The organism is Candidatus Buchananbacteria bacterium CG10_big_fil_rev_8_21_14_0_10_42_9, from assembly GCA_002773845.1.
In the GTDB taxonomy this organism is placed as follows: Bacteria; Patescibacteriota; Patescibacteriia; order Buchananbacterales; family 21-14-0-10-42-9; genus 21-14-0-10-42-9.
Window position 1 is genome coordinate 1 of the sequence record PEZZ01000016.1, and the last position, 21,324, is coordinate 21,324.

Below are 21,324 nucleotides of genomic sequence, written 5' to 3' on the forward strand. Positions count from 1 at the left end.
GGGCTAAAATTAAGTTTAAGCGGTATTTTCTAGCTTCAGATAAAATGCCGGCAAAACTTTCCGTCGCAAAATTTTGAAATTCGTCAACGTATAAATAAAAATCGTTGCGTTGCTCTTCAGGTATGTCGACGCGGCTCATGGCGGCTAGTTGGATCTTGGTAATCATCATTGCTCCGATTAAAGCGGAAGCGTCTTCTCCAATTCGCCCCTTGGATAAATTCAAAATAAGAATTTTTTGGGAGTCCATTACTTCTCGCAAATCAATGGTTGATTTTGGTTGGCCAATAATGTTACGGATCATGGAAATAGACAAAAATTGGCCGACTTTATTTTGGATTGGGGAAATTGCTTCAACTTGGAACTGTTGATTGTACTGGGAATATTCAGCTGTCCAAAATGCCTTAACCACCGGGTCTTGGATTTTAGCGACGACCTTTTTTTGGTATTCCTTATCAATAAATAGGCGTGGGACACCCAGCAAAGTGGCGCCGGGGTAGTCGAGCAGAGCTAAAATGGCGTTGCGCAATAAATACTCCAAACGTGGCCCCCAAGAATCAGCCCATAACTTTTTAAAAACCCCAACCAGACCAGAAGCGATTAAATGTTTATGGCTGTCATGCTCAACTTCCATAACGTTAAAGGCCATCGGATAATTAGCGTCAGCGGGGTTAAAATAAATCACGTCATTAATTCGGCTGGAGGGGATGTAGCGTAAAACATTTTCCGCGGCATCGCCGTGCGGATCAACCAAGCATACGCCGTGGCCATTTTGGATGTCTTGAATGACCATGTTTTCAATAACAGTTGATTTTCCCATGCCGGTTTTTCCGATAAGGTAAGTATGCCGACGCCGGTCATCGACTTTAATGCCAAACTTTCTTTTTTGGTTGCGAAAATTAGTTTCACCTAAAATAACCACTGGGCTTGAGGTTTCCATAAATTAGACAACAGGTAAATTTTCTGGTGGACCAGCGTCTTCTGGCTGGGCCATTTCTTCGGTTGAAGCGGATTTTTCCGCTGGAGAAGCTTGAGTTTCGGCAAAAATGCTTGTCGGAAGTTCAATCGGCGGTTCGGCTCGCCTGGATTCAATAGTTTTGAGTTGCGGAGCTTTGACCTCCTTAACTGGAAAATGGTAAATTGAGGCCAATTCTTCACTGCTCATAATTTTACCATATTCTCCAGGATTTAAAGAGTGTCCGCGGTCTTTAAATTCGCTAAAAATTAAATTACGGCGCCAATTTTCGCGCCAGTCAGCAAACCAAACCAAGCCACCGGGATAAGTTCGGCTATTTAACTTCAAGGCATTTAGACTCAGGCTATTAAATTGTTTAAAGCTACCGTAAATTACTTTCAGGCCTAACTTTCTTTTGAATGATTGTTTTGGGGCCACATATACAGTTCTAATTCTGGTATGAAACCCTAATTTACCGATTTTTCTTTCAATCGCCGCAACTGTATCGGTTTGGCCGGGGGTGAGATAAAGTATTTTATTTGGTGCGTCGTCACCTCTTTTCGAGGTTGACGTAGCGGCTGCCGGATTTAACCCTTCTGAAATAATTGATGAGAGGAACTGAATCGGTTTAAATATTAAAATGTCGAGGAAGCTAGATTTTGAATGAGCTTTGCCACCGATTAATTTCTGAATTAGGCTTTCTGCGTCCTCGCCCCAATCGTTATCAGCGGGCGTGATGACTAATTGAATCCATATTTCTTCACCCGGACCAATTTTGCTTAACCCTTCCAACATTGAGGCCATCGGATCCTTGAATTCATTGCTGGCTTTATCAATGAAATCTTCAAAAGTTTTTATCGGGTAGTATTGGGGCTTTTTCATGACGATCTCAGTCCCCCACATATCGTATTGGTCGCTAGGAAAACGAATGTTCCATTTCTTAGTGTAGTCTTCAATTTCGGTGATTCTGGCGTCCGGATATTGAGCGTAAAACACTGATTCAATTAAATCGCGATAAATATCACGGGTATAGATGACAAATTGAATGTATCCGCCGATACTCACAATTTCTAAGCTAAAAGAATCATGGACCTCGCCGCTCCACCATTTATCGTAAATACCGAAAGTTTGATGCGCGCCGGTGAAATGTTGAAATAAATTCTCGATCGCTTTGGGATTTTGTTCATTTTCAAGCGGCACATCCACCGCGAGTAGAATATAATTTTTATGCTTGCGTGCCATGTTACGAATCCAAAGCAAGTACATCCATACGATCATCACGTCAAATCCAATAAATAAAATAACCCAGCCAAAACTCTGGGTAAAAAACCACCATACCAGCGAGAATAAACCTGCCGGCCCTTGATTGATTGCGTCAACTAAACTAGGCATGGGCTTAAATTTTATTTTTATTTTTTAGGTTACAAGCGAATACAAACCATTTTGATCTTTAGTAAATTTAGATTTATCAGTTAAGGCTAAATAAATAGTGCTCTTTTTGACCATTCTTTGCTTCAAAACCGTGTCAGTAATTTTTTCCTTAGACATTGGCGAATCTGAATTTTTTAGAATATCAACTATAACATCGGCTACAGTACCGGTTTTATATCCCCATTCAGACAAAGCATAAATACCCCGGCCGACTAAAATAAAACGGTCATCTAAAATTAATTCGTTATGGATAGTGGCGGGCCGGGCAATTTTTTGATCAAATTTAGCTTGGTTAATAATATCGGCTATTTTGACGAAGTGCAACGGCTTTTCAGTCTGCCTAAAGATTAAATAAATTTTGTCTGACATCCGCTTTGGCTTAACTGTCGGCCAATCCACCAAACCCCATTGATCCAGGATGTTGTTATCAATTTTTTGGCTGAGTGTTAAATAAGCTTGTAAAATCTTGTTAATGTCTTGCCCCTCGGAGTTTAAATGAGTTGGCAAGACTTTATTGATTCGCTCGTTAAATTTTTCACGAGTTTTAATTTTTTCCAATAAAGTGTTAAATTTTAAGAGTTCTTTTTCAGCTTTTAACACATCAATCACCTCATCAAGTATCTCATGAACGTATTCAGTTTTAACATCGGTTAACTTCCAAGCTTCTTTAATTTTTGAGTTAGGCCTAACCAAATCAACATCGTCTAATAACTGGTTTAAAATAAAACTAGTAGCTAGCCGGTTAGTGTCATGGTTTTCAGAGTAGTTTAATAAACTGTCAACTAAATGGCCGTGCTCCATAATACCGCCGTGTTCCTTTAAAGTGGCGGTAACTAGGTGGCGTATGTCTTCCATCTCAGCTAAAAAATTATCCAGCTCTTTAAGCTTTTTAATACTCAATGATTGAATTTGGCGGATCCTTTCACGAGTAATGCTATAGGCCTTACCAATTTCTTCTAAAGTTTGCCTGGGTTGAGTGTCTAGCCCATAGCGGCGGGTAATAATTTCTCTTTCTTTGGAGTTTAAATTTTTAAGTAAATTATTAAGAAACTCCGCTGGATTAAACTGCGAAGCTTCCTGAAGCTTTTGGCTCGCGATAATTTTGTCGAAGATTGAATTATCTCCAGGCATATGAAAATATAGCTTATTTTAGCGTAATTTGCTTTAATAAACTTTAATATATCACAAAAGCTAAAATTAGTCAAGTTTAACTTTCGAAATAATTATTGATTTAAAACTTGGCTACTTTCGCTTTTTGCCAATGAGAACAAGCAGTGGGCTGGCTAAAAAGATAGAGGAATAAGTTCCAATTGCAACTCCAATAATTAAAGCTAAAACGAAATCACGGGTTGTTGATCCTCCAAAAATCAAAATCGCGAGAAGCGCCAGCATGGTGGTCGCCGAGGTGTTAATAGAACGGATGATTACTTCCCTAACGCTATTTTCAACAATCGGCTCAAACTCCATGAATTTATGTTTAGCGGCTAAGTTTTCCCGGATCCGGTCGAAAACTACGATGGTGTCATTTACTGAGTAACCTAAAATTGTTAATGCGGCGGCAATAAATGGCGCTGTAATTTCAATCCCATAAAAATTACCAAGCACCGAGAAAATCCCCAAAGTAATAATGATATCGTGGGCCACAGCGACGATAGCAATAATGCCATATTTCCACGAGGCGACGGGCTCGCTGACTTTTCTGAAGGCCCAAGCAATATAAATGACAATTGCTAAAACGGCGATGGCTAAGGCATAGGCTGTTTTGGTTTTAAGCTCTTGGCCAATACTTGGCCCTATAGAATCCAGCCTAAGCTCCACCACCTCACTGTCATAATTATCACGGATAAAACTTATTAATTCTTGGTGGGCGGCTTCTCCGGATTCTCGTGTTTTAATTGATAAACTATTTTCTTCAACCGGTTGAACGGCGACACTAGTAAAGCCCTGCGCTTCAATTCGGCTAGTTATTTCTCCTGGCGCTGGACGGTCTTGAGTAAATTGTAAATCAACTAAATTCCCACCCACAAAATCAACGCCCAAATTAAGTTGCCAAGTAGCCAATGCGACAATTGCGACTACTACTAGCCCGCCAGAAATTATAAACCAAATTATTTTATGCTTAATTATTTTAATCATCACGCAAATATATTTTTTTAGCGCTAACCCCATACAACCATAAATTGTTTTTTACCCAAAAGCCAATTAAGTAGAGCAGGTACCGAGAAACCACTAAGGCTGAAAATACCGATACAATAATACCAATCGACAAAGTAATCGCAAAACCCTTCACTAGGCTCGTAGAAAAGCTCATTAAAATAATACAGGTCAGAAGTGTAGATAAATTGCCGTCAAAAATTGCGGGCCAGGCCCTGGTAAAAGCGTCTTTAATTGCGCCATGGATTGATTTTTTCAATTTTAATTCTTCTTTTAGCCTTTCGTACACCAAAACATTAGCGTCTACTGCCATGCCTAATGATAAAATAAATCCAGCGATTCCAGAAAGCGTCAAAGTAACTGGAATTATTTTAAACAAGGCCAGCATAATAGCGCCATAGATTAGCAATGAAACTGCGGCGATTAATCCAGGCAAGCGGTAAGTCAAAATCATAAATATCAACACCAATACAAAGCCTAAAACTGCGGCCTCTAAGCTTTTGTCGACTGATGTTTGTCCCAAGCTTGCCCCCACGCGCTGTTGTGAGATTAGCTCAATTGGTACCGGCAACGCTCCGGCATTTAGCCTACGGGCTAAAGTTTGAGCTTCATCAATGCTGAAATTCCCGGTAATCACGGCTTGTCCCCCAGCAATTTCATCTTGCACAGTCGGTGCGCTAATCAACTGTCCATCAAGAAATATCCCGACTTGCTTTCCGATGTTGCGAGAGGTTATGTCTTGGAATAATTTAGATCCCTCTGAATTAAATTCAACTCCGACTTGAGCAATGCCGGTCAGGTTATCAAACTCTACTCGCGCGCGAGATAAATATTCGCCGGTCAAACCGGTATTTTGCCAATCAATCCCAGTGTTATCTGCTTGGGGTGTAGTAAATAAAATATGGCTTGACCTAACCTCGAGCGCTGTTTCCCCAGTCTCAGTGGCTCCTTCTTGCTCGCCGGTTTTTTTAATAATGTGGAAACCAAATGGAGTTTGGACAAGCTCGGGGTAAATCTCATCGATTGCAAGTTTGTCAAATATTACCTCTTCAAAAGCCGGCACTAAAAGGCCGCGCTGAACATAGCCAAGATCGCCACCTTGATCTTTATTAGATAAGTCTTCAGAGTTTTCAGCGGCCAGCTGTTCGAAATTCTCGGGGTTTTCTAAAACTTGATTGAGCACGTTTTGAGCCCGGTTTTTAATTTCCAAAATTTCTGCAGTTCGTTGGTCGTCTTCTTTACCAGCTTCGTTTTCAGGCGTCACAGTTTTAGCTTCTTTAAACTCCAGTAGCGGAGTTTCGCCGATCATGGCAATGGCCGCATCGATATCGTCAACCCCAGCTAATTCTACGGTCACTCGCCAGTCATTTCCGGACTGATTAGTTTGAACTAATGGTTCGGACACCCCAAAGGCATTAACGCGCCGCTCAATTACATCCCTAACGCCCTCGACAGCGTCGGACGGGTCGTTCGAGCCAATTTGTGTGATGTCGGCTTGATAAATTAACCTCGCTCCTCCTTGGAGATCTAAACCCAACCGAAAATCAGATTGAGGCAGGCCCGGGATGAAATTGAAGATGGACGGGAAATCAAAGGCTGAAAGCAAAAAGCCACCAGCTAAAATTAAAACAGTAATAATGTAAATTTTACCTTTAGATTTCATATCCTATGGTGGGTCGTGCAGGATTCGAACCTGCGACCATCAGCTTAAAAGGCTGCTGCTCTACCAACTGAGCTAACGACCCTTTCAGGCATTGACTGCCATTTATCTCGCTCAAGCATGATTTTGAACCCCCATACTATATCAAAAAGTTTCGTAAATGGCAACAATAGGGTAACTTTGATATACTAAACTGCATGCATGAAGTAGTTTGGCATAATTTATCAACCCACCAAGTTTTAGCTAAGCTAGAAACAACTGATCAGGGCTTAAGTCAAAAGCAAGTTGAGCTTCGCCAAAAAAAATACGGTAAAAATAAATTACCGTCCGCAAAACCGCTTTCACGGTTCAAAATTTTGATTTCTCAATTTACAAGCCCGTTGGTGTATGTTTTGCTTTTTGCGGCTTTGGTTTCTTTATATCTTAGAGAGTTGACGGATTTCAGTGTTATTGCTTTAGCCTTGATAGTAAATACACTAGTTGGTTATATCCAAGAGAATAAGGCTAACCGGGCGATAACTCAACTGCGCAAATTAATTCATCCAGAAGCATTGGTTATCAGGGATAATGAGCCGGTTAAGTTAGACACGGCGGAACTTGTGCCTGGTGATGTCGTGATATTAGAAGCTGGTGATCGAGTTGGCGCTGATGCACGAGTGATTGAATCACAAAATTTACAACTCGTAGAATCCATGTTAACCGGGGAATCATCACCGTCTGACAAATCGACCAAGAAAATCGATCAGGGTGTAGAATTAGCCGAGAGAGAAAATATGGTTTATATGGGCACGGTAGTCAGTTACGGTCGGGGCAAGGCGGTTATTACCCATACTGGCGTGAATACTGAAATCGGCAAGATCACAAAACTTATCAAGCATACTAAGGAAGAAAAAACTCCGCTGCAAAAAAATCTTTTAAGATTCAGCCGTCAAATTAGCTTAGCAGTTTTAATTATTGCGCTGACAATTTTAGTGATAGGCCTTTTTAGGGGCTTTAGCGTTTTCCCAAACCATGCCACTGGAGAAGAAGGCATTTTTAATTTAGCAGTGGCAATTGCCGTTGCCGCAATACCTGAAGGTCTGTTGGTCTCAGTCACGGTCGTATTGGCGCTTGGGTTGCAGGCAATATTAAAAAAGAAAGCATTAGTGCGTAAAATGCTTGCGGTTGAGACAATTGGGGCTGTGTCAGTGATTTGTACTGATAAAACAGGCACATTAACATTAGGCAAGATGAAAGTTGACCAACTTTATACTTTTCGTAATGCCTCCGCACCAAACAAGTTTAAATTGGCCGATAAAAAAGAGTTTGACGAGGCCGCTCATCATATAATAAAAACAGGCGTGTTGTGCAATAACGCGATAGTCACGCATCAAGACGACCCCTTAAAATCCCCTACCATTGTCGGAATGCCTACGGAAGTTGCCTTAATTGACGCTGGTTTAAACCTAGATGTCGAGAAAAGCAAGTTGGAAAAAGAGTTTCCTCGCGTGGATGAGGTTCCGTTTACTTCTGAGGAAAAATTTATGGCTACTTTAAACGGCAATAGCACTCAAACTGTATACGTCAAGGGGGCGCCGGAAAAAGTACTGTCTTTTTGTTCTAAGGCCTTGTTTGGCAATAAAGAGGTAGAATTGGATAGAGAATCAGTTAAAACTATAAAATTGACTTATGAAAAAGCAACCGCTTCGGGTTTGCGGTTGCTCGCCTGCGCTTACAAGAAAAATGTTCAAGGTGGATTAAGCGAGAATCTAAGCGGTCTGGTGTTCACGGGGTTAGTCGCCTTAAAGGATCCGCTACGGCCGGAAGTTAAGGACACTATCAAATTGACTCAAAAAGCGGGCATCAAAACAGTCATTATTACCGGCGACCACCCCTTAACAGCTAAAGCTATAGTCTCTGAGCTGGGGTTTAAGGTAACCAAAGATAACATTTTAGTCGGTTCTGAACTGGATAAATTATCAGATAGAGAGTTTAACCAAAAAGTGAAGGATATTTTAATTTACGCACGGACCGAACCGAGGCATAAAATTCGCATTGTTGAGGCGTGGCAGTCGTTGGGCGAAGTTGTGGCGATGACCGGTGACGGCATTAATGATTCGCCGGCAGTCAAAAAAGCTAATGTCGGTATTGTAGTTGGATCAGGCACCGAAGTGGCTAAAGAGTCAGCTGATATCATTTTACTTGATAATAATTTTAAAACAATCACTGACGCGATTTGGCAAGGACGTAAGATTTTTGAAAACATTAAAAAAATTATTTTATATCTTTTAACTGATAGCTTTTCAGAAGTAATTTTAGTTACTGGCGCACTCCTTTTTGGGCTACCCCTGCCTGTGACAGCTGTGCAAATTTTATGGATCAATTTAATTACTGATGGTTTGCCAGGCGTGTCGCTTACATTTGAACCTGGCGAAGAGGGGGTAAAAGAAGAACCTCCTCGCAAACCGCAAAAAGGGATTTTTGATCGTGAAATGAAATTCATTATTTTTTTAGTTGCTATTATAGTTGACATAATATTGCTGACATTATTTTTCTTACTTATAAAAGATGCTTTCGCGTTGAATTTTACGATTGATCACATCCGCACCATCATTTTCGCATCACTTGGCATTGACTCATTATTTTATGTTTACAGCATTAGAACCATGAAAAAACCATTTTATAAATCCCCTCTTTTCAATAACCGAATTTTGAATTATTCGGTTATCGCCGGTTTCTTTCTCCAACTTTTACCTATTTATGTGCCGTTTTTGCAAAAAGTCTTTAGCACAGTCCCATTAAGTTGGGAATGGCTACCCATACTGGCATTGGCGGCAATTAAAATTTCTTTAATTGAATTAGTTAAGCACATTTTCCACAAGCCCAACTTAACATTTGCTAAGCGTCTTAGAGCCGCCTGATTTATTTTTATTGTATTTTGTAGTATAATATTACGGTTACTGACATTAGAATGCGTTTGTTTAAGCTTAAAAAGAAAGTTATTATTGGCGCCGAAATTATAGTGCTCATTTTAGTAGGGGCCTCTTTGTATGGTTTAGCGCGAAAGAATAATGATATTAACAGAGAAATTAATTCGCTAGAAATTGACATTGATGAATTGGGCCAGCGTGAACTAGAGCTTAATGAATTAGTGAAATATTTTGACAGTCAAGCGTATTTAGAACAAAAAGCCAGACTTGAATTAGGGCTACAAAAGCCCGGCGAATCGATTGTGATATTAAACTATAAAGATCCAGATATTGCTGATAGAATGCCAATTAATAGCTATAGTGAATCGATCGCCGTCAATAAAAAGCCTAAAAACAACTTATTTAAATGGTTTAATTATTTATTTCCCAACTAAATGGCAAAATCAAAACCGATACAAAAAAACGAGGAGAATAATGTTGAGCAACTAAGGAAAGATGTTTTAAATTATGTGGCGACAGCTAAGAAAAAAAGTAAAACGCAAAAAAAAGCTAATTTGGCCAAGACGTCAAAATCAAAAGCTGCGGCCAAAGCCGAAATTGCATCAAAATCTAATCGGCTCAATAAACCTCGGCTGGCTTCTGAGATTAGGAAGGATTTACCAAGCGAAGTCATAGCCACCCGGAGTCAACAACCTGCTTCTCCAATTAAAATGTTGCCGGCGCCAAAGTCGAAACGCAAACGGGTGGTGTTGATTATCATACTTTTAGCAGTTGCGGGAGCTGCGTCAGCCTGGCTATTTAATCGCAGCCGCCAATGGATAGAACCAAATTTCCCGTTGTTAGTTGAGACTCTATCTTTACCGGCTTTTGATTTAGTTTTGAGCCAAAAAGATTATGATTTTAATTTCAACGCCTTGACCTATTATGGTGATAACCAGTTAAACGACCCTTTGGCTTCACAACTGCAAAGTAATCCGGCAGAAATTGCGAATTTGGCGGTTAATAAAATAACTCGAGACGCTGTAATTCAGAAGTTAAGTGATTATTATTCCATTACAGTTACCGAACGAGAACTTCAAGAAAGCTTGGATCAAATTTCTGCCGAATCAGGAGGTGAAGAAATATTTGCTGAATCTTTGTTGAGCACATACAACTGGACACTAGAAGATTTTAAGAATAATGTGTTAGTTAATGTTTTAGCAGAAGACAAACTGCATGACCAACTATCAATTATCGCGAAAAGTGAATTAGAGCAAAGAGCTCTACAAATCAAGGCCGGCCTTGATAAGGGGGCAATTACTTTTATTGACGCGGCCTTAAAATATAGTGATGATCCTTCCGTGGTTCAAAACCAGGGCGATTTAGGGATGGTTGCGCCCGGCTTAACAGTCCCTGAGTTTGATCAATATATCTTTTCTGCACCGCTTAACCAAGTTGGCGAACCAATCGCCACGGAGTTTGGCTTGCATTTAATTTTACTATATGACGAAACTGTAGATGCTAGCGGACAAAGAGATCAAGTCGCCGTGCGCCACATTTTATTCGCATACCCAAATGTTGAAGATGTGGTTCAGGCAACTTTGGCTAAAGCTAATATTGAACAAGGCTTTAATGCCAATTAATGAGCCAGGAGCGGGACTTGAACCCGCGACCTTTCCCTTACGAAGGGACTGCTCTACCAGCTGAGCTATCCTGGCTGAATGGAGCGGAAGACGGGAATCGAACCCGCGCTCCTAGCTTGGGAAGCTAGTGTACTGCCATTATACTACTCCCGCGCACAGCCCTAGAATAAACGATTTTAGCCAAGAAATCAAATTATGATAAAATTTAAAGACGTTACTAAAGTGTTTCCGCCAAGTACCGTCGCCCTAGACACAGCCAGCTTTCATGTTAAGCCAGGAGAATTTGTTTCAATCGTTGGGCAAAGCGGATCAGGCAAAACTACTGTCATTCGCCTACTAACCGGTGAAATTCGCGCTACTCGGGGCCGTATCGAAATCGGAGGCTGGGATATTACTAGGATAAAAAAAAGCGCACTGCCAATTTTACGCCGGCAAATAGGCGTCATTTTCCAAGACTTCAAATTACTTGAGCGAAAAACTGTTGAAGAGAATATTGCTTTTGCTCTGCAGGTCTCGGGAGCTGGGCCCAAAAGAATTCAAGAAGTCACGCCACAAGTATTATCAATCGTTGGGCTCCAAGGCAAAGAAGATCGCTATCCAGTCCAATTGTCAGGCGGGGAACAGCAAAGAGTAGCCATTGCGCGCGCTTTAGTGCACCGCCCTAAGGTTTTATTGGCAGATGAGCCAACCGGCAATTTAGACTATAAAAATACGGACGACATTATAAGATTACTTTTAAAAATTAACGAGTTTGGCACTACTGTTGTTTTGGTCAGTCACGATCCAAAAATTGTAAATTCGGTTAAGCGGCGCGTCATTACTTTAAGTGACGGGAAGATAGTGTCAGATCAAAAAGTCGGCCGCTATAATATTTAATATGTTACTTTTAGATACTTACAGAGTCATTAAATTTGCCGGCCAAAGTTTTTGGCGGAATATTTGGTTATCGATCGCCACTATTTTTATTATTATTTTAACCTTGATATCAGTTAATGCGATTGTTATTTTAAATTTAGTAACCCAAGAAATTGTCACCGCCGTCCAAGAAAAAATTGATATAAGTGTTTATTTTCAGCCCGGCATTGAAGAAATACAAATAAAAGAAGTTGAATCTTATCTCAAATCATTGTCGCAAGTAGAGGCTATAAAATATAAATCGGCCGCCGAAAACTTGGCTGAGTTTCGCCTCCAAAACATTGATAATCCAAGCATAATTGAATCGCTCGCCGAGTTAGAAGAAAATCCTATCAGCGCAACTTTAAATGTCACCGGTAAAAAGTTGACTGATTACGAGAGCATAATCGCGGTGCTTGATAATTCAAAATATAAAAACTGGATAATAGATAAAAATTTTGAAACCCATAGGGGGTACATTAATCGAGTGCAAATTATTTCCCAAAATATTCAGAAAGTTGGAATTGGTTTAACGGCTACTTTTACAATTATCGCCTTGCTAATTGTTTTCAATACTATCCGGGTGGCTATTTACACGCATCGGGAAGAAGTTTCGATTATGAAGTTGGTTGGCGCTTCCAACCATTTTATTCGCAGTCCGTTTATTGTTGAAGGTATTATCTATGCGTTTGTGGCGATGGTTTTAACGGTGATATTGCTTTACCCTATTTTGCAGGGCATTCAGCCGTATTTAACCAATTTTTTTGTCGGCACAAATATTGATTTGATTGGATTTTTCGCCAATAATTTCTGGCAAGTTTTTGGCTTAGAACTATTAGTTGTAATATTTTTAAACACCATCAGCAGTAGCGTCGCGGTCAACCGTTATTTACAAATCTGATTGACAAAGGCGCCCCGATAAGTTAAAATTTTCGCGATATCCATTTATTCGGGGCTCGTCTAACGGTAGGACACCTGGTTTTGGTCCAGGCAATCGGGGTTCGATTCCCTGGCCCCGAGCAAGGAAAAAGCGTAATTCCCGGCTAGTTCCGGGATTTTATAATTTTACAAAATTTAGCTATGAGATTGATGGGCAGAACGGCAACTTCGTTAACAATGATGTATACAATAGTAATGGGTAAATAAATAAAAAGGTATATTAATATTTTGAAAAATCTGACAAACGGATTCTTATCCTTTATAATAGAATCAAAGAAGTTGTTTATTTTATTCATACTATGACACAGCTAAGTTTTCCGGCTCGTTTAATAGATAGAGCCCATGCCAGTTCTTTAGCCATCTCAATACCAGCGGCTATATTATTGCCACCGTTTATTATAATCTTATTTGCCATTTTGCAAAAAGCCCAAGTTCATTTTTTTTCCGGCTGTCTGCTAACTGAAAATCAACGTTTTTTTGGTGGGCTAAAAAAAGATCAAAATTATCTGCAGTATTTAGTCAAAAAATGGTTTAATCGGGATTTAGAAGTCAGTCAAACTGAATTAATTGATAAAACCATTCGCTATACGGTGTTGACCATAGTTGGTTTAAAGTTGGCCAGATTATATATTGGTTAAGGAAAGATTTGTTTGCCTTTTTCGTCTTCAACGACGATTGCTTGAGTTGGGCAAGATTTAGCGGCCATTAAGATAGTTTGGTCATCAACGTCTTTATACTTTTTAATTACCGCGATGTTTTCCTCATCCAAGTCAAACACCTCTGGCGCGATGGCAACGCAGGGCGCGGCGCCAATACATTTATCCCTAATTACTTTTGGTTTATAAGCCATAATAATATTAATTATGTTGAAGAAGTATAGCATTGATAATTGATTTTTGCTACACTTAATAAGTTATGGCCCATCATTTAATATTTGAAGGTTCGGAGTTGAGCGGGAAAAGTTTTACTATCAACGGTGTTTGGGACGCGTTGGAAAAGAAATATAATTCAGGAGTTGGGGTGATGGATGGTTGCACCTGGTTCAATGCCGACGTTGGGCTTTATGGTACGCGCGATGGATGGGAGTTGGTCAACCATTATCTAAACATCGCTAAAACTTTAAATCATCGTAATTTAATTTTTGAAAAACTACACCTTACCAATTTCATTTACACTAAGCAAAAAGACACAGCTAAATTCAAGAGTATTGAAAAAGAATTGAAAAAACTGGGTTTTAAAGTTATTTTAACGACATATAAAAACGACGCTAAATTATTAAAAAAAAGATTAAACGAAAGATTACAAAGTACGCCATCTTACAAGCGCATAGCCAGGACACCACAAGATTATTTAAAAAGCCAAAAAGAGTATTTAAAACTGATCGAACAATCATCGCTCCCCTATTTTACCGTTGATAACTCAAAATTACCAAATTATCATTACCAAAGGATTTTAGCCTGGCTTGGTGAATAGAATTTTCCACAGATATAATTACGCGATGTTGTATAATGAAATTGGCAGAGATGCCGGGAGGTGACATGGACATCAAGCTTCTTCTTCGCCAGGGCATTGGCCCGGCACATCTGACGGGGAGAATACCGCCACATTCAACCTGGGACGCTAGGAGTACTATCTTAATCGTCCATGGTGCATCTTTCGCCCAAGAGAAAGAAGGTATGCTCAAAATCGAACGGCCCGGCGGTATGAACCTCATGGTGAGGGCGTCAGACCTCAGGGACTGGCGTAAAATCTCAAAATGATTAGCCAGTGGGTACGACCGAGATTTCTCGCCGTACCTACAACACTCAAGAACATTTTACATAATATGGAAACTATCAAACCACTGGCCGGCGCAAAAATTACGCGCAATGGAAATGAAAATCAAAACGCTTTAAGAATCTCTCCTAAACTTTTACTTTCGTTTTTTTTAATTATTCCTATACTTGCCGGCGTTGTTTTAGTTGACCTATTTTGGCTTGACGGATGGGTCCAGTCTAGCCTGCCGAATACTTTAATCGGCGAACTGTTTTTAATTGCTGTTTTTTTAGGCACGCCACATGTAGTAGCTAGCTTTTTTAGTTTAGCCGATAAAGAATATTTTAACTTTTATAAAAAAAATATATTTATTGCTATTTTTTTGGCGATTTTTATTTTTATAGCAGCTTTTTTAGCGCCGGCGTTGGCTGCAATTCTATCTTTGATATTTAGCATGTATCACATTTTATTTCAGGTTGAGTGGATAAGCAAAAGTGTTTTACAAAATAATGATCAGAGATTACGTTGGTGGATTTGGCTTTTAGGCGGTATTTTTATTTTTGCTTATTTGTTAGTTTTTCAAAACCGCATACAAATACCAGACACTTTCTATAAAACAATAGCCGTTGCGCCGATGGTGTTAATTTTTTTATCCCTAATTTTAAGCTTTGTTATTACAAAAAATAATAGAAGTCCATACGGGGCGGCTTATCTTTTATGCATTGTGGCTTTAGCCAGTTTCGGGTATTTGTTCCCTTTAATGGGCTACGCGTATTTTACAGTAATTCTTGTCCGGGTCGTGCATGATCTCAATTCATATACTCTCTATGTTACGCACGACTTTAATCGTAACCAAACCGAGCTGAAGAATATTTTTTTCGCCCTTTTTAAACACTTGAAAATTCCCCCTTACGCGATTTTAATTTTAGCTTCAATTGCTATTAGTTACCCCCTTACCCAGGCCGCCTTTTTATTTGGGCATAATTCATATATCGCGCAAACTGCTATTATATCTTTATATTGGGCTCATTTTTTTCTAGAGCGAATAATCTGGCACGGTAATTCGTTGCATCGACAATATATCACTATCAAATAAATTGATGCTCTACCATAAATTAAAATCAACGCCAGCGGCGATCTTTGGTTTAACGGTCGCTGAAGTAATTTTTATGCAGTCTCCTTTCTGGGGGTACTATTTTTACTTTATTTACTCTCCGATTTTTAATTTATTCAACCGTTTTCCACACCTATCATGGTTAAATGAGTTCTTTGTTGTACATATTACAACTTCAAAATTTTTACTTTTAAACTTAATTAAACCAGCCGGCGAAATCCTGGCTTTAATTGGCATGGCTTTATTTGCGATACACGCGGTTTATTTATATTGGGTTAAAATTTGGTTTGACAAGCGTGCTACTAAATTACTGTACAAATATTTTGCGCATCCTCAATACATCAGTTTAATTTTAGCCGGTGGTGGGCTAACTTTAGCTTGGCCGAGGTTTTTAAATTTGGTTTTGTTTGCCGTTCTAATTATCTTTTACGTTTTACTCGGTAAAACAGAAACGATTACTTCAGCTAGTAATATTGAAGCTCAAAAGGCAACTTTAATTAAGTTGACTTCAGCTATCGCTTTAATTTTAGTTATTGGGTTTGGTTTGCGTTATGCCAGTGTCAGCACTCTCAATTTAACCGAGCTTAATAGTACATCTATTTTAGTTTTAGATAGTAAAGATGATGTTTCTAGCTTGGATAGTAATTTAGCGGTATTGCCGGTTAGCGAAAATGATATTGTGTATTTAATGACTAAACGCCATACTTTTGAACATCTTTTAATTGACATGGGCGTTGATTATAAAATATATAAAAATTTTACTTTTCCGAACGCAGAATATTATATCGCGATAGTTAACTGTGAAAACTGTTCTAATCATACACCTGTTACAGCCCTGAGCGCTAACCGCCGGCTGGGAAATGTATTCTTTTTAAATTCACACAATCAGAAATTTGAAATTTTACCGCTACCTAATAATATGTTCTTTTCTCCGGCGATTGTTCCGTTATTATGATACGAAAGATTATTTTTCCATTAATTTTAATTTTAATTGGATTGACTCAAATTTTCGGCTTTGTCATCAAAGACAATACAATAATGCGCTTTGGGTATACATACGCGGCCTCACCGCTGCCTGTAGTTTTTACAAAAATTGGAGCCATTGAACCGTTTAGTATTGTTTTGAGCGCTAATTATATTACCTCTAACGGCCAGACAAAGCATATAGACATTTCGCCTGGTGATTTCGACGTGTTTCCAGGTCCGTTTTTCAGGCGTTCATCGTATACTTCACCGGTTTTTGGCTTAATCACCGATCCAACTAATAAACGGGCCTTAAATGTTCTACGGTTTGGCCTGTGCGATGAAGGCGTACTTATCAAAACTTTTACCACCGATACAAATATACAATCCGCTGAAATTATCGCCAGATCTTTAACGCGCGATGTAAACGCGGTTTGGAAATTTGAAGTTAATTGCCAAAATGAAATATCCAGCTAAATATTTCGCCTTTGTTCGCATTGCATTGGGGATATTTTTTTTATTTAATTATATATATTTATTTCCATACGCGATTGAACTTTTTAGCAGTGCCGGACTTTTAGGCGGCTTTGGGCCATTGACAACTAATACTTTGCCTAATATTTTAGCTCACAACAACACGCCTCAATTTATTCAATTGTATTTTTTAGTATTGATCGCGGCTTCGGCCACTTTAGCGTTGGGAATTTATCGCCAGCCATCAGCGTTAATTTTGTGGTATGGACTTGCCAGCTTGTTAAATATAAATCCTTATATCATTAATCCAGCTTTTGCTTATGTGGGCTGGCTGCTTTTAGCAATGGCCGTCATACCTTTAGGCGAACCATATACTTTGCTTAGAAAGCATAATTCAAATTGGGAAATGCCTAAACTTGTCGTGGTTGGCGCATGGTTAGTATTTGGCGCAAGTTACACTGTGAGCGGCATAACTAAATTAGTTAGCCCGAGTTGGGTTAATGGGGAAACGTTAGATGTTTTACTAAACTCAACTATGGCAAATGGTTGGTTTATTGCTGATTGGGCTCGCTTGCTATTACCTTTATCAATTTCTCATATTTTAACTTGGGGCATATTATGGTTAGAAATACTGTGTTTACCGCTTTGCTTTTGGCAACTAACTAGAAAATATACTTGGCTGTTGCTAACCGCGGCACACGTTGGAATTTTACTGATTTTAAATATTGGATTTATTTCGGTGGGAATGTTAGTGTTTCATCTATTTTTATTTAATACAGCGTGGTGGCCAAAAATTCACATCCGTGTGTTTGGCAATTTAGCAAAATTAAGCCAAAAGATAATACGGCAACTAAATAATGGCCCGGTTGGAATTTTTTTGAATGCGTTAAAGCCCTAGCCTGTTAAGAATTTTACCGTAGATGTCGGCGTTGTAAGTAAATATTTGCCCACTAAGCTCACCTTCATTTACGGAAAACGCTTCGGTTAATTGGTCATTTAAAAACTTAAGGGTGAGTAAGAAAGAAAAAATGATAATAAAGATAACAATCAAAAAAATTACCGGGTAAATCAGTTTTTTATATGAAAGAGATTTTAGTTTTTTTATTTTCAGTTTATTGCTTAACATATAATTTACCATTTGTGGATATATTTGATATTTCTTGCCAGCCGGCTTGATTGTCCGGCCTAGCTTCAATATTAATGCTAGTTATTTGCGCAAAGTAAGGCAGCCGCTCAAAGGACTTTAAGTAACCAATTAGATTCCTAATGCCAGTTTCCACCGTCAAAATAAAATCATTTGAGTAAATAATATATTCCCCTTCCTCCCCGTTGACCGCTCCAAAGATAGTTTGGTTACTAAAATTTCCGTAATTGTGCTTGACGGTAACGCCATTGGCCAAGCTATCGAGATGCAATAAGAAGGGCACGATATTATCTTGTGATAGAAGCGCATTTTTAATTCTTTCGTCGCCGTCGCCGATATTTGCAAAGGTTTCTTGCAAGTTGACCAAAGCATCATTACCGGTTTGAAGCCTAAGTATCTGTGATCTTTTAGTCTGTAAGTTAGCGCTAATTTCTTTAATTTGAGCATTTAACATTAAGGTGGCTGTAACGCAAAAAACAATCACCACTAAATTACGGGCCAAAACTTTGCCTAAGCTCACGTAAAGTTGTTTTTTTGAATTCATATTTAGCCTTTAAATTTTTCTGGGTCGGCTAAATTAAACCTGATTGTAAAGGGTATATCTTCAATCAGCTCTAAATTAGTAGTCGGTAAATTTACGTCGGTGAAATGCTCAGAAGCAATTAGATTATCTTTTAGCAGATTTAAATCATCCCTGGTGGCGGCCTCCCCCGACATCACAAACTGGCTACTGATAGAGTTGGCGTCTAATTTATTGACAATTACAGTATCAGGGGTTAAAGAAATAATAGTTGAAAGGACGTCGCTCCACTTAGGCGATGAAGTTAAAATTAAATTAGTTTGAGCCAGCAAATCATTAAACTCGGTGAATCTTTTGATCAACAATTCAGCTTTGGCTTCCCGCGCCGGATCAACTAATGTGAAGTGCCGTGAGTCTAAGTTTTGCTGGTTGGTGTATAGAAAATACCATACTGCGGCAGACGCAATCATGATAAAAATGCTGATTAGGGCCAATAAATTAGTCATCACTGACGTAAAAACGTACGCTTTTTCGTATTCAAACGCTTTTTCGGTACCAACTGGCATCAAGCTAATCATCTCGTCTTTTGAGCGTGGAACTAAACCGCGTAAAGAAGCGCCCAAAACCGCCATCCATTCCCCGGGCTCACCGGCTGGTAAATGATTAGCGTATTTAGGGTCAAGCACACCGGCGTAGACCGGCAAATTGGTTTTGCTTTTAACTAAATTAGCTAAACTTTCATCACTTCCGACGATTAGCACATCTTCAACTTTGATTATGTCATCTTGATCTAACTTAAACTGACTGTCATTTTCAAAAAAATTAACTATCCTCACCGCCTCGTTGCTAATCTCATTTGCATCGATTTGTCTTTTATCAGTCGGCACAAACCGGTTAAAGACTATAAGTTTATTTCTAGTGATTGAAAAGTTTGCCCCGCTTGGAAATTGTTGAATTACAAGAGAATAATATGTGGTTGAGCCGACATTTAAAACGCGGGCCATACTATAAGAGCTAAATTCAATCGCCACCACCTGCATTTTACTCAAACTTAAATAATTTAAATAAGAGTTGATTACTTTCTTAGGCGCGCTAGCCACAAAGATGTCATTATCTTCGCCGGCATATCTTTTTTCCCAATCTAAATACACATCATTAATACTTCTCGGCAAATTAAAGCCTAAAGTCGTGTTCATGCTGTTTTCTATTTTTTCTCGGTTTAAACTTGATGGAAAAGTATACTTTTTGGAGTATATGATTTCTGGTGATAATGTTAAAATGACAAACTCTACTTTGGGTTTAAATTTTTTTAGTAAAATATTCAACTGCTGATTGAAATTTTGGCCGTTAACGATTTGACCATGGCTAATTACCCTCGCCGGCAATGACTGCTTTAAAGCGTTAATAACTTTAACTTCACCCTTGGAGTTTATCGATAACAGCCCTAATCTCAGGCATGAGTCTTGGACCTCTAAACCGGCAATGGTCTTTGATTTGGTAAATATTGAAATTAGATTCATAAATTAATTAGTCACTTCGTCCCATGTAATTTGCGTCATTTGGCCGTCGGAATTAAGTATGACAGACACTTGAATCGTGCGCGTGCTATCCCCCGCCTCGCCGACTGAGGTTATTATTTTAGGTGTGTTGGTTGCGCCGTCGTCGTTGCTGACTGTGATGGTCGCGCAACCATCGCTATTAGAACAGCCGTTGGTTTTCAAATCAAGCTGTAAACAGTTTTCTGACGTACAATTATAATCTTTATCACGGGCAATCCGTTGTAAGGCATCATGCGCCCCGGCTTCAGCGTAAACAATTGCTTCGACGGAGGCATTTTGACTTTTTGTGATAGCTGATTCAGTAAATCCAGTAGCCGCGATACTTATACCTAAAACGACAATCAGTATAGCTAAAGCCATGATAGTTGGTATTGTCGCTACGCCTTGTTGATGAAATAGATTCATGCTAATTTTGCCTTAAAACAACTGATGTTTGTTTAGTTTGAGAGTATTGTTCTTCGCTCGCGTCATTATTAGTCGATGCGGTAATTATTACTTTTATAGTGACAAAGGTCTGGTTTAAGGTATAATTTGTGTTTTCTAAGCGTTCAACTAAAAACGAGTTAAATTTCACTTTGCCGCTGTTTATTGTTTGGGTGTCTGAACCGGACGTTCGAGTAAATAAAGTGCTATCCGAGCTCGTGGCATAGCTAACCGTGGTACCATTAACATCCATACTTAACGAGGAGGTGGCGTCATTGGTTGAGCTTGGGGTGCTGACTGAATCCGCGTCTTGTAAATCTTGTTGAATCTTACCAATAATTAAGCTTAAATTTTGGTTTATTTCTGCGCGGGCATCAACCTTACCTTTGCCTTGGCCGAAAGTTATAAAAACTCCGGCTATAACAACGAGGACAAATGATAAAATTCCGATATAAACTAAAAGTTCAAGTAATGTAAAACCATTCTTTGGCAAGCGGCTCATGTTTAATTGGTTAAGGCGACCAGCTAATTATAACTGATTCAACTTGCGGGCTGGCAGTGCCGGCAGACGAACAATCATCTGAGCATAATCTGGCTTTATACCTAAAATAGCGTTTATTGTTGTGGTAGGTATAACAGCCAATTTCTTGCGCTGTGTTGGGGGATAGCCCGCTCGCGTTATACCACGATGATGTTCCGCAATCACTGCCGCCTCGATATGTCCAAGGCCCGCCGGCGCTATTGGATGTAGCTATTTGAAATTGGACTCTCCCGCCATTGGTTGCACCGGTCCATAAAATTGAATTGTATG

General features: G+C 39.3%; 25 protein-coding genes and 4 tRNA genes. 13 read left to right on the forward strand and 16 right to left on the reverse strand.

Translation table 11 applies throughout. The features are described from left to right. From COT81_02210 to COT81_02235, 6 genes are all read right to left on the reverse strand, one after another. Positions 1-937 (reverse strand): hypothetical protein (locus tag COT81_02210; protein ID PIS05207.1); only part of this gene is annotated, 937 nt, incomplete at its 3' end. Between the two features lie 3 nt (positions 938-940). Next, positions 941-2,344, reverse strand: a complete 1,404-nt coding sequence (locus COT81_02215) for a hypothetical protein (GenBank protein ID PIS05208.1) — start codon at positions 2,342-2,344, stop codon at positions 941-943. Positions 2,345-2,368: 24 nt separating this feature from the next. Further along, a complete protein-coding gene (locus tag COT81_02220) occupies positions 2,369-3,514 on the reverse strand; it encodes a hypothetical protein (protein PIS05209.1) in 1,146 nt (381 codons plus the stop codon). Positions 3,515-3,625: 111 nt separating this feature from the next. Further along, positions 3,626-4,519: a protein translocase subunit SecF gene (secF, locus tag COT81_02225; GenBank protein ID PIS05231.1), complete on the reverse strand. Its 894-nt coding sequence runs from the start codon at positions 4,517-4,519 to the stop codon at positions 3,626-3,628. Beyond that, positions 4,512-6,200, reverse strand: a complete 1,689-nt coding sequence (gene secD / locus COT81_02230; GenBank protein PIS05210.1) for a protein translocase subunit SecD — start codon at positions 6,198-6,200, stop codon at positions 4,512-4,514. The genes secF and secD overlap by 8 nt, the downstream gene beginning before the upstream one ends. A 6-nt stretch (positions 6,201-6,206) precedes the next feature. Continuing rightward, a tRNA-Lys gene (locus tag COT81_02235) sits at positions 6,207-6,282 on the reverse strand. 112 nt (positions 6,283-6,394) lie between these two features. Here COT81_02235 and COT81_02240 point away from each other — a divergent pair. From COT81_02240 to COT81_02250, 3 genes are read left to right on the forward strand one after another with little or no spacing between them, the layout of a single operon-like run. Further along, on the forward strand, positions 6,395-9,097 hold the full coding sequence (locus tag COT81_02240; GenBank protein PIS05211.1) for an ATPase: 2,703 nt from the start codon (positions 6,395-6,397) through the stop codon (positions 9,095-9,097). Between the two features lie 50 nt (positions 9,098-9,147). Then, the gene (locus tag COT81_02245; GenBank protein PIS05212.1) at positions 9,148-9,540 is read left to right on the forward strand and encodes a hypothetical protein; all 393 of its coding nucleotides are present in this window, start codon (positions 9,148-9,150) and stop codon (positions 9,538-9,540) included. Then, entirely contained in the window at positions 9,541-10,728 is a 1,188-nt protein-coding gene (locus COT81_02250; GenBank protein ID PIS05213.1) for a hypothetical protein, read from the forward strand. Positions 10,729-10,730: 2 nt separating this feature from the next. Here COT81_02250 and COT81_02255 read toward each other — a convergent pair. Further along, positions 10,731-10,803 (reverse strand) — tRNA-Thr (locus COT81_02255). 4 nt (positions 10,804-10,807) lie between these two features. Beyond that, a tRNA-Gly gene (locus COT81_02260) sits at positions 10,808-10,881 on the reverse strand. Between the two features lie 42 nt (positions 10,882-10,923). Here COT81_02260 and COT81_02265 point away from each other — a divergent pair. From COT81_02265 to COT81_02275, 3 genes are all read left to right on the forward strand, one after another. Continuing rightward, a complete protein-coding gene (locus tag COT81_02265) occupies positions 10,924-11,604 on the forward strand; it encodes a cell division ATP-binding protein FtsE (protein PIS05214.1) in 681 nt (226 codons plus the stop codon). A 1-nt stretch (position 11,605) separates the two neighbouring features. Further along, positions 11,606-12,523 carry a hypothetical protein gene (locus COT81_02270; protein PIS05215.1) on the forward strand — a complete coding sequence of 306 codons (918 nt, stop codon included), beginning with the start codon at positions 11,606-11,608 and terminating at the stop codon, positions 12,521-12,523. 48 nt (positions 12,524-12,571) lie between these two features. After that, a tRNA-Gln gene (locus COT81_02275) sits at positions 12,572-12,645 on the forward strand. Between the two features lie 20 nt (positions 12,646-12,665). Here COT81_02275 and COT81_02280 read toward each other — a convergent pair. Next, positions 12,666-12,857, reverse strand: a complete 192-nt coding sequence (locus COT81_02280) for a hypothetical protein (GenBank protein PIS05216.1) — start codon at positions 12,855-12,857, stop codon at positions 12,666-12,668. A 3-nt stretch (positions 12,858-12,860) separates the two neighbouring features. Between COT81_02280 and COT81_02285 the strand changes: the two genes are divergently transcribed. Next, complete coding sequence (locus tag COT81_02285) at positions 12,861-13,199, forward strand: hypothetical protein (GenBank protein PIS05217.1); 339 nt, start codon at positions 12,861-12,863, stop codon at positions 13,197-13,199. Here the strand turns inward: COT81_02285 and COT81_02290 are convergent. Next, positions 13,196-13,444 (reverse strand): hypothetical protein, encoded by a 249-nt coding sequence (locus COT81_02290; protein PIS05218.1) that lies wholly within the window; start codon positions 13,442-13,444, stop codon positions 13,196-13,198. The two genes, COT81_02285 and COT81_02290, sit on opposite strands and share 4 nt — an antisense overlap. Positions 13,445-13,476: 32 nt before the next feature. Here COT81_02290 and COT81_02295 point away from each other — a divergent pair, with 32 nt between their 5' ends. From COT81_02295 to COT81_02320, 6 genes are all read left to right on the forward strand, one after another. After that, positions 13,477-14,034 (forward strand): hypothetical protein, encoded by a 558-nt coding sequence (locus tag COT81_02295; protein PIS05219.1) that lies wholly within the window; start codon positions 13,477-13,479, stop codon positions 14,032-14,034. A gap of 35 nt (positions 14,035-14,069) precedes the next feature. Continuing rightward, the gene (locus COT81_02300; GenBank protein PIS05220.1) at positions 14,070-14,321 is read left to right on the forward strand and encodes a hypothetical protein; all 252 of its coding nucleotides are present in this window, start codon (positions 14,070-14,072) and stop codon (positions 14,319-14,321) included. Positions 14,322-14,386: 65 nt separating this feature from the next. Beyond that, entirely contained in the window at positions 14,387-15,412 is a 1,026-nt protein-coding gene (locus COT81_02305) for a hypothetical protein (GenBank protein ID PIS05221.1), read from the forward strand. A gap of 4 nt (positions 15,413-15,416) precedes the next feature. After that, complete coding sequence (locus tag COT81_02310) at positions 15,417-16,385, forward strand: hypothetical protein (protein PIS05222.1); 969 nt, start codon at positions 15,417-15,419, stop codon at positions 16,383-16,385. Continuing rightward, positions 16,382-16,870 (forward strand): hypothetical protein, encoded by a 489-nt coding sequence (locus COT81_02315; GenBank protein PIS05223.1) that lies wholly within the window; start codon positions 16,382-16,384, stop codon positions 16,868-16,870. The genes COT81_02310 and COT81_02315 overlap by 4 nt, the downstream gene beginning before the upstream one ends. After that, on the forward strand, positions 16,854-17,765 hold the full coding sequence (locus COT81_02320) for a hypothetical protein (GenBank protein ID PIS05224.1): 912 nt from the start codon (positions 16,854-16,856) through the stop codon (positions 17,763-17,765). The genes COT81_02315 and COT81_02320 overlap by 17 nt, the downstream gene beginning before the upstream one ends. On the opposite strand, the gene COT81_02325 is transcribed toward COT81_02320, so the two are convergent. The 6 genes from COT81_02325 to COT81_02350 all read right to left on the reverse strand — a co-directional run. Then, positions 17,754-17,993, reverse strand: coding sequence for a hypothetical protein (locus tag COT81_02325; protein ID PIS05225.1), 240 nt, complete (start codon positions 17,991-17,993; stop codon positions 17,754-17,756). The two genes, COT81_02320 and COT81_02325, sit on opposite strands and share 12 nt — an antisense overlap. Beyond that, complete coding sequence (locus COT81_02330) at positions 17,980-18,555, reverse strand: hypothetical protein (protein ID PIS05226.1); 576 nt, start codon at positions 18,553-18,555, stop codon at positions 17,980-17,982. The genes COT81_02325 and COT81_02330 overlap by 14 nt, the downstream gene beginning before the upstream one ends. A gap of 2 nt (positions 18,556-18,557) precedes the next feature. Further along, on the reverse strand, positions 18,558-20,051 hold the full coding sequence (locus COT81_02335; protein ID PIS05227.1) for a hypothetical protein: 1,494 nt from the start codon (positions 20,049-20,051) through the stop codon (positions 18,558-18,560). A gap of 3 nt (positions 20,052-20,054) precedes the next feature. After that, the gene (locus tag COT81_02340; protein PIS05228.1) at positions 20,055-20,495 is read right to left on the reverse strand and encodes a hypothetical protein; all 441 of its coding nucleotides are present in this window, start codon (positions 20,493-20,495) and stop codon (positions 20,055-20,057) included. A gap of 1 nt (position 20,496) precedes the next feature. Next, entirely contained in the window at positions 20,497-21,015 is a 519-nt protein-coding gene (locus COT81_02345; GenBank protein PIS05229.1) for a hypothetical protein, read from the reverse strand. 10 nt (positions 21,016-21,025) lie between these two features. Then, on the reverse strand, positions 21,026-21,324 hold a 299-nt coding region (locus tag COT81_02350), incomplete at its 5' end, for a hypothetical protein (GenBank protein ID PIS05230.1).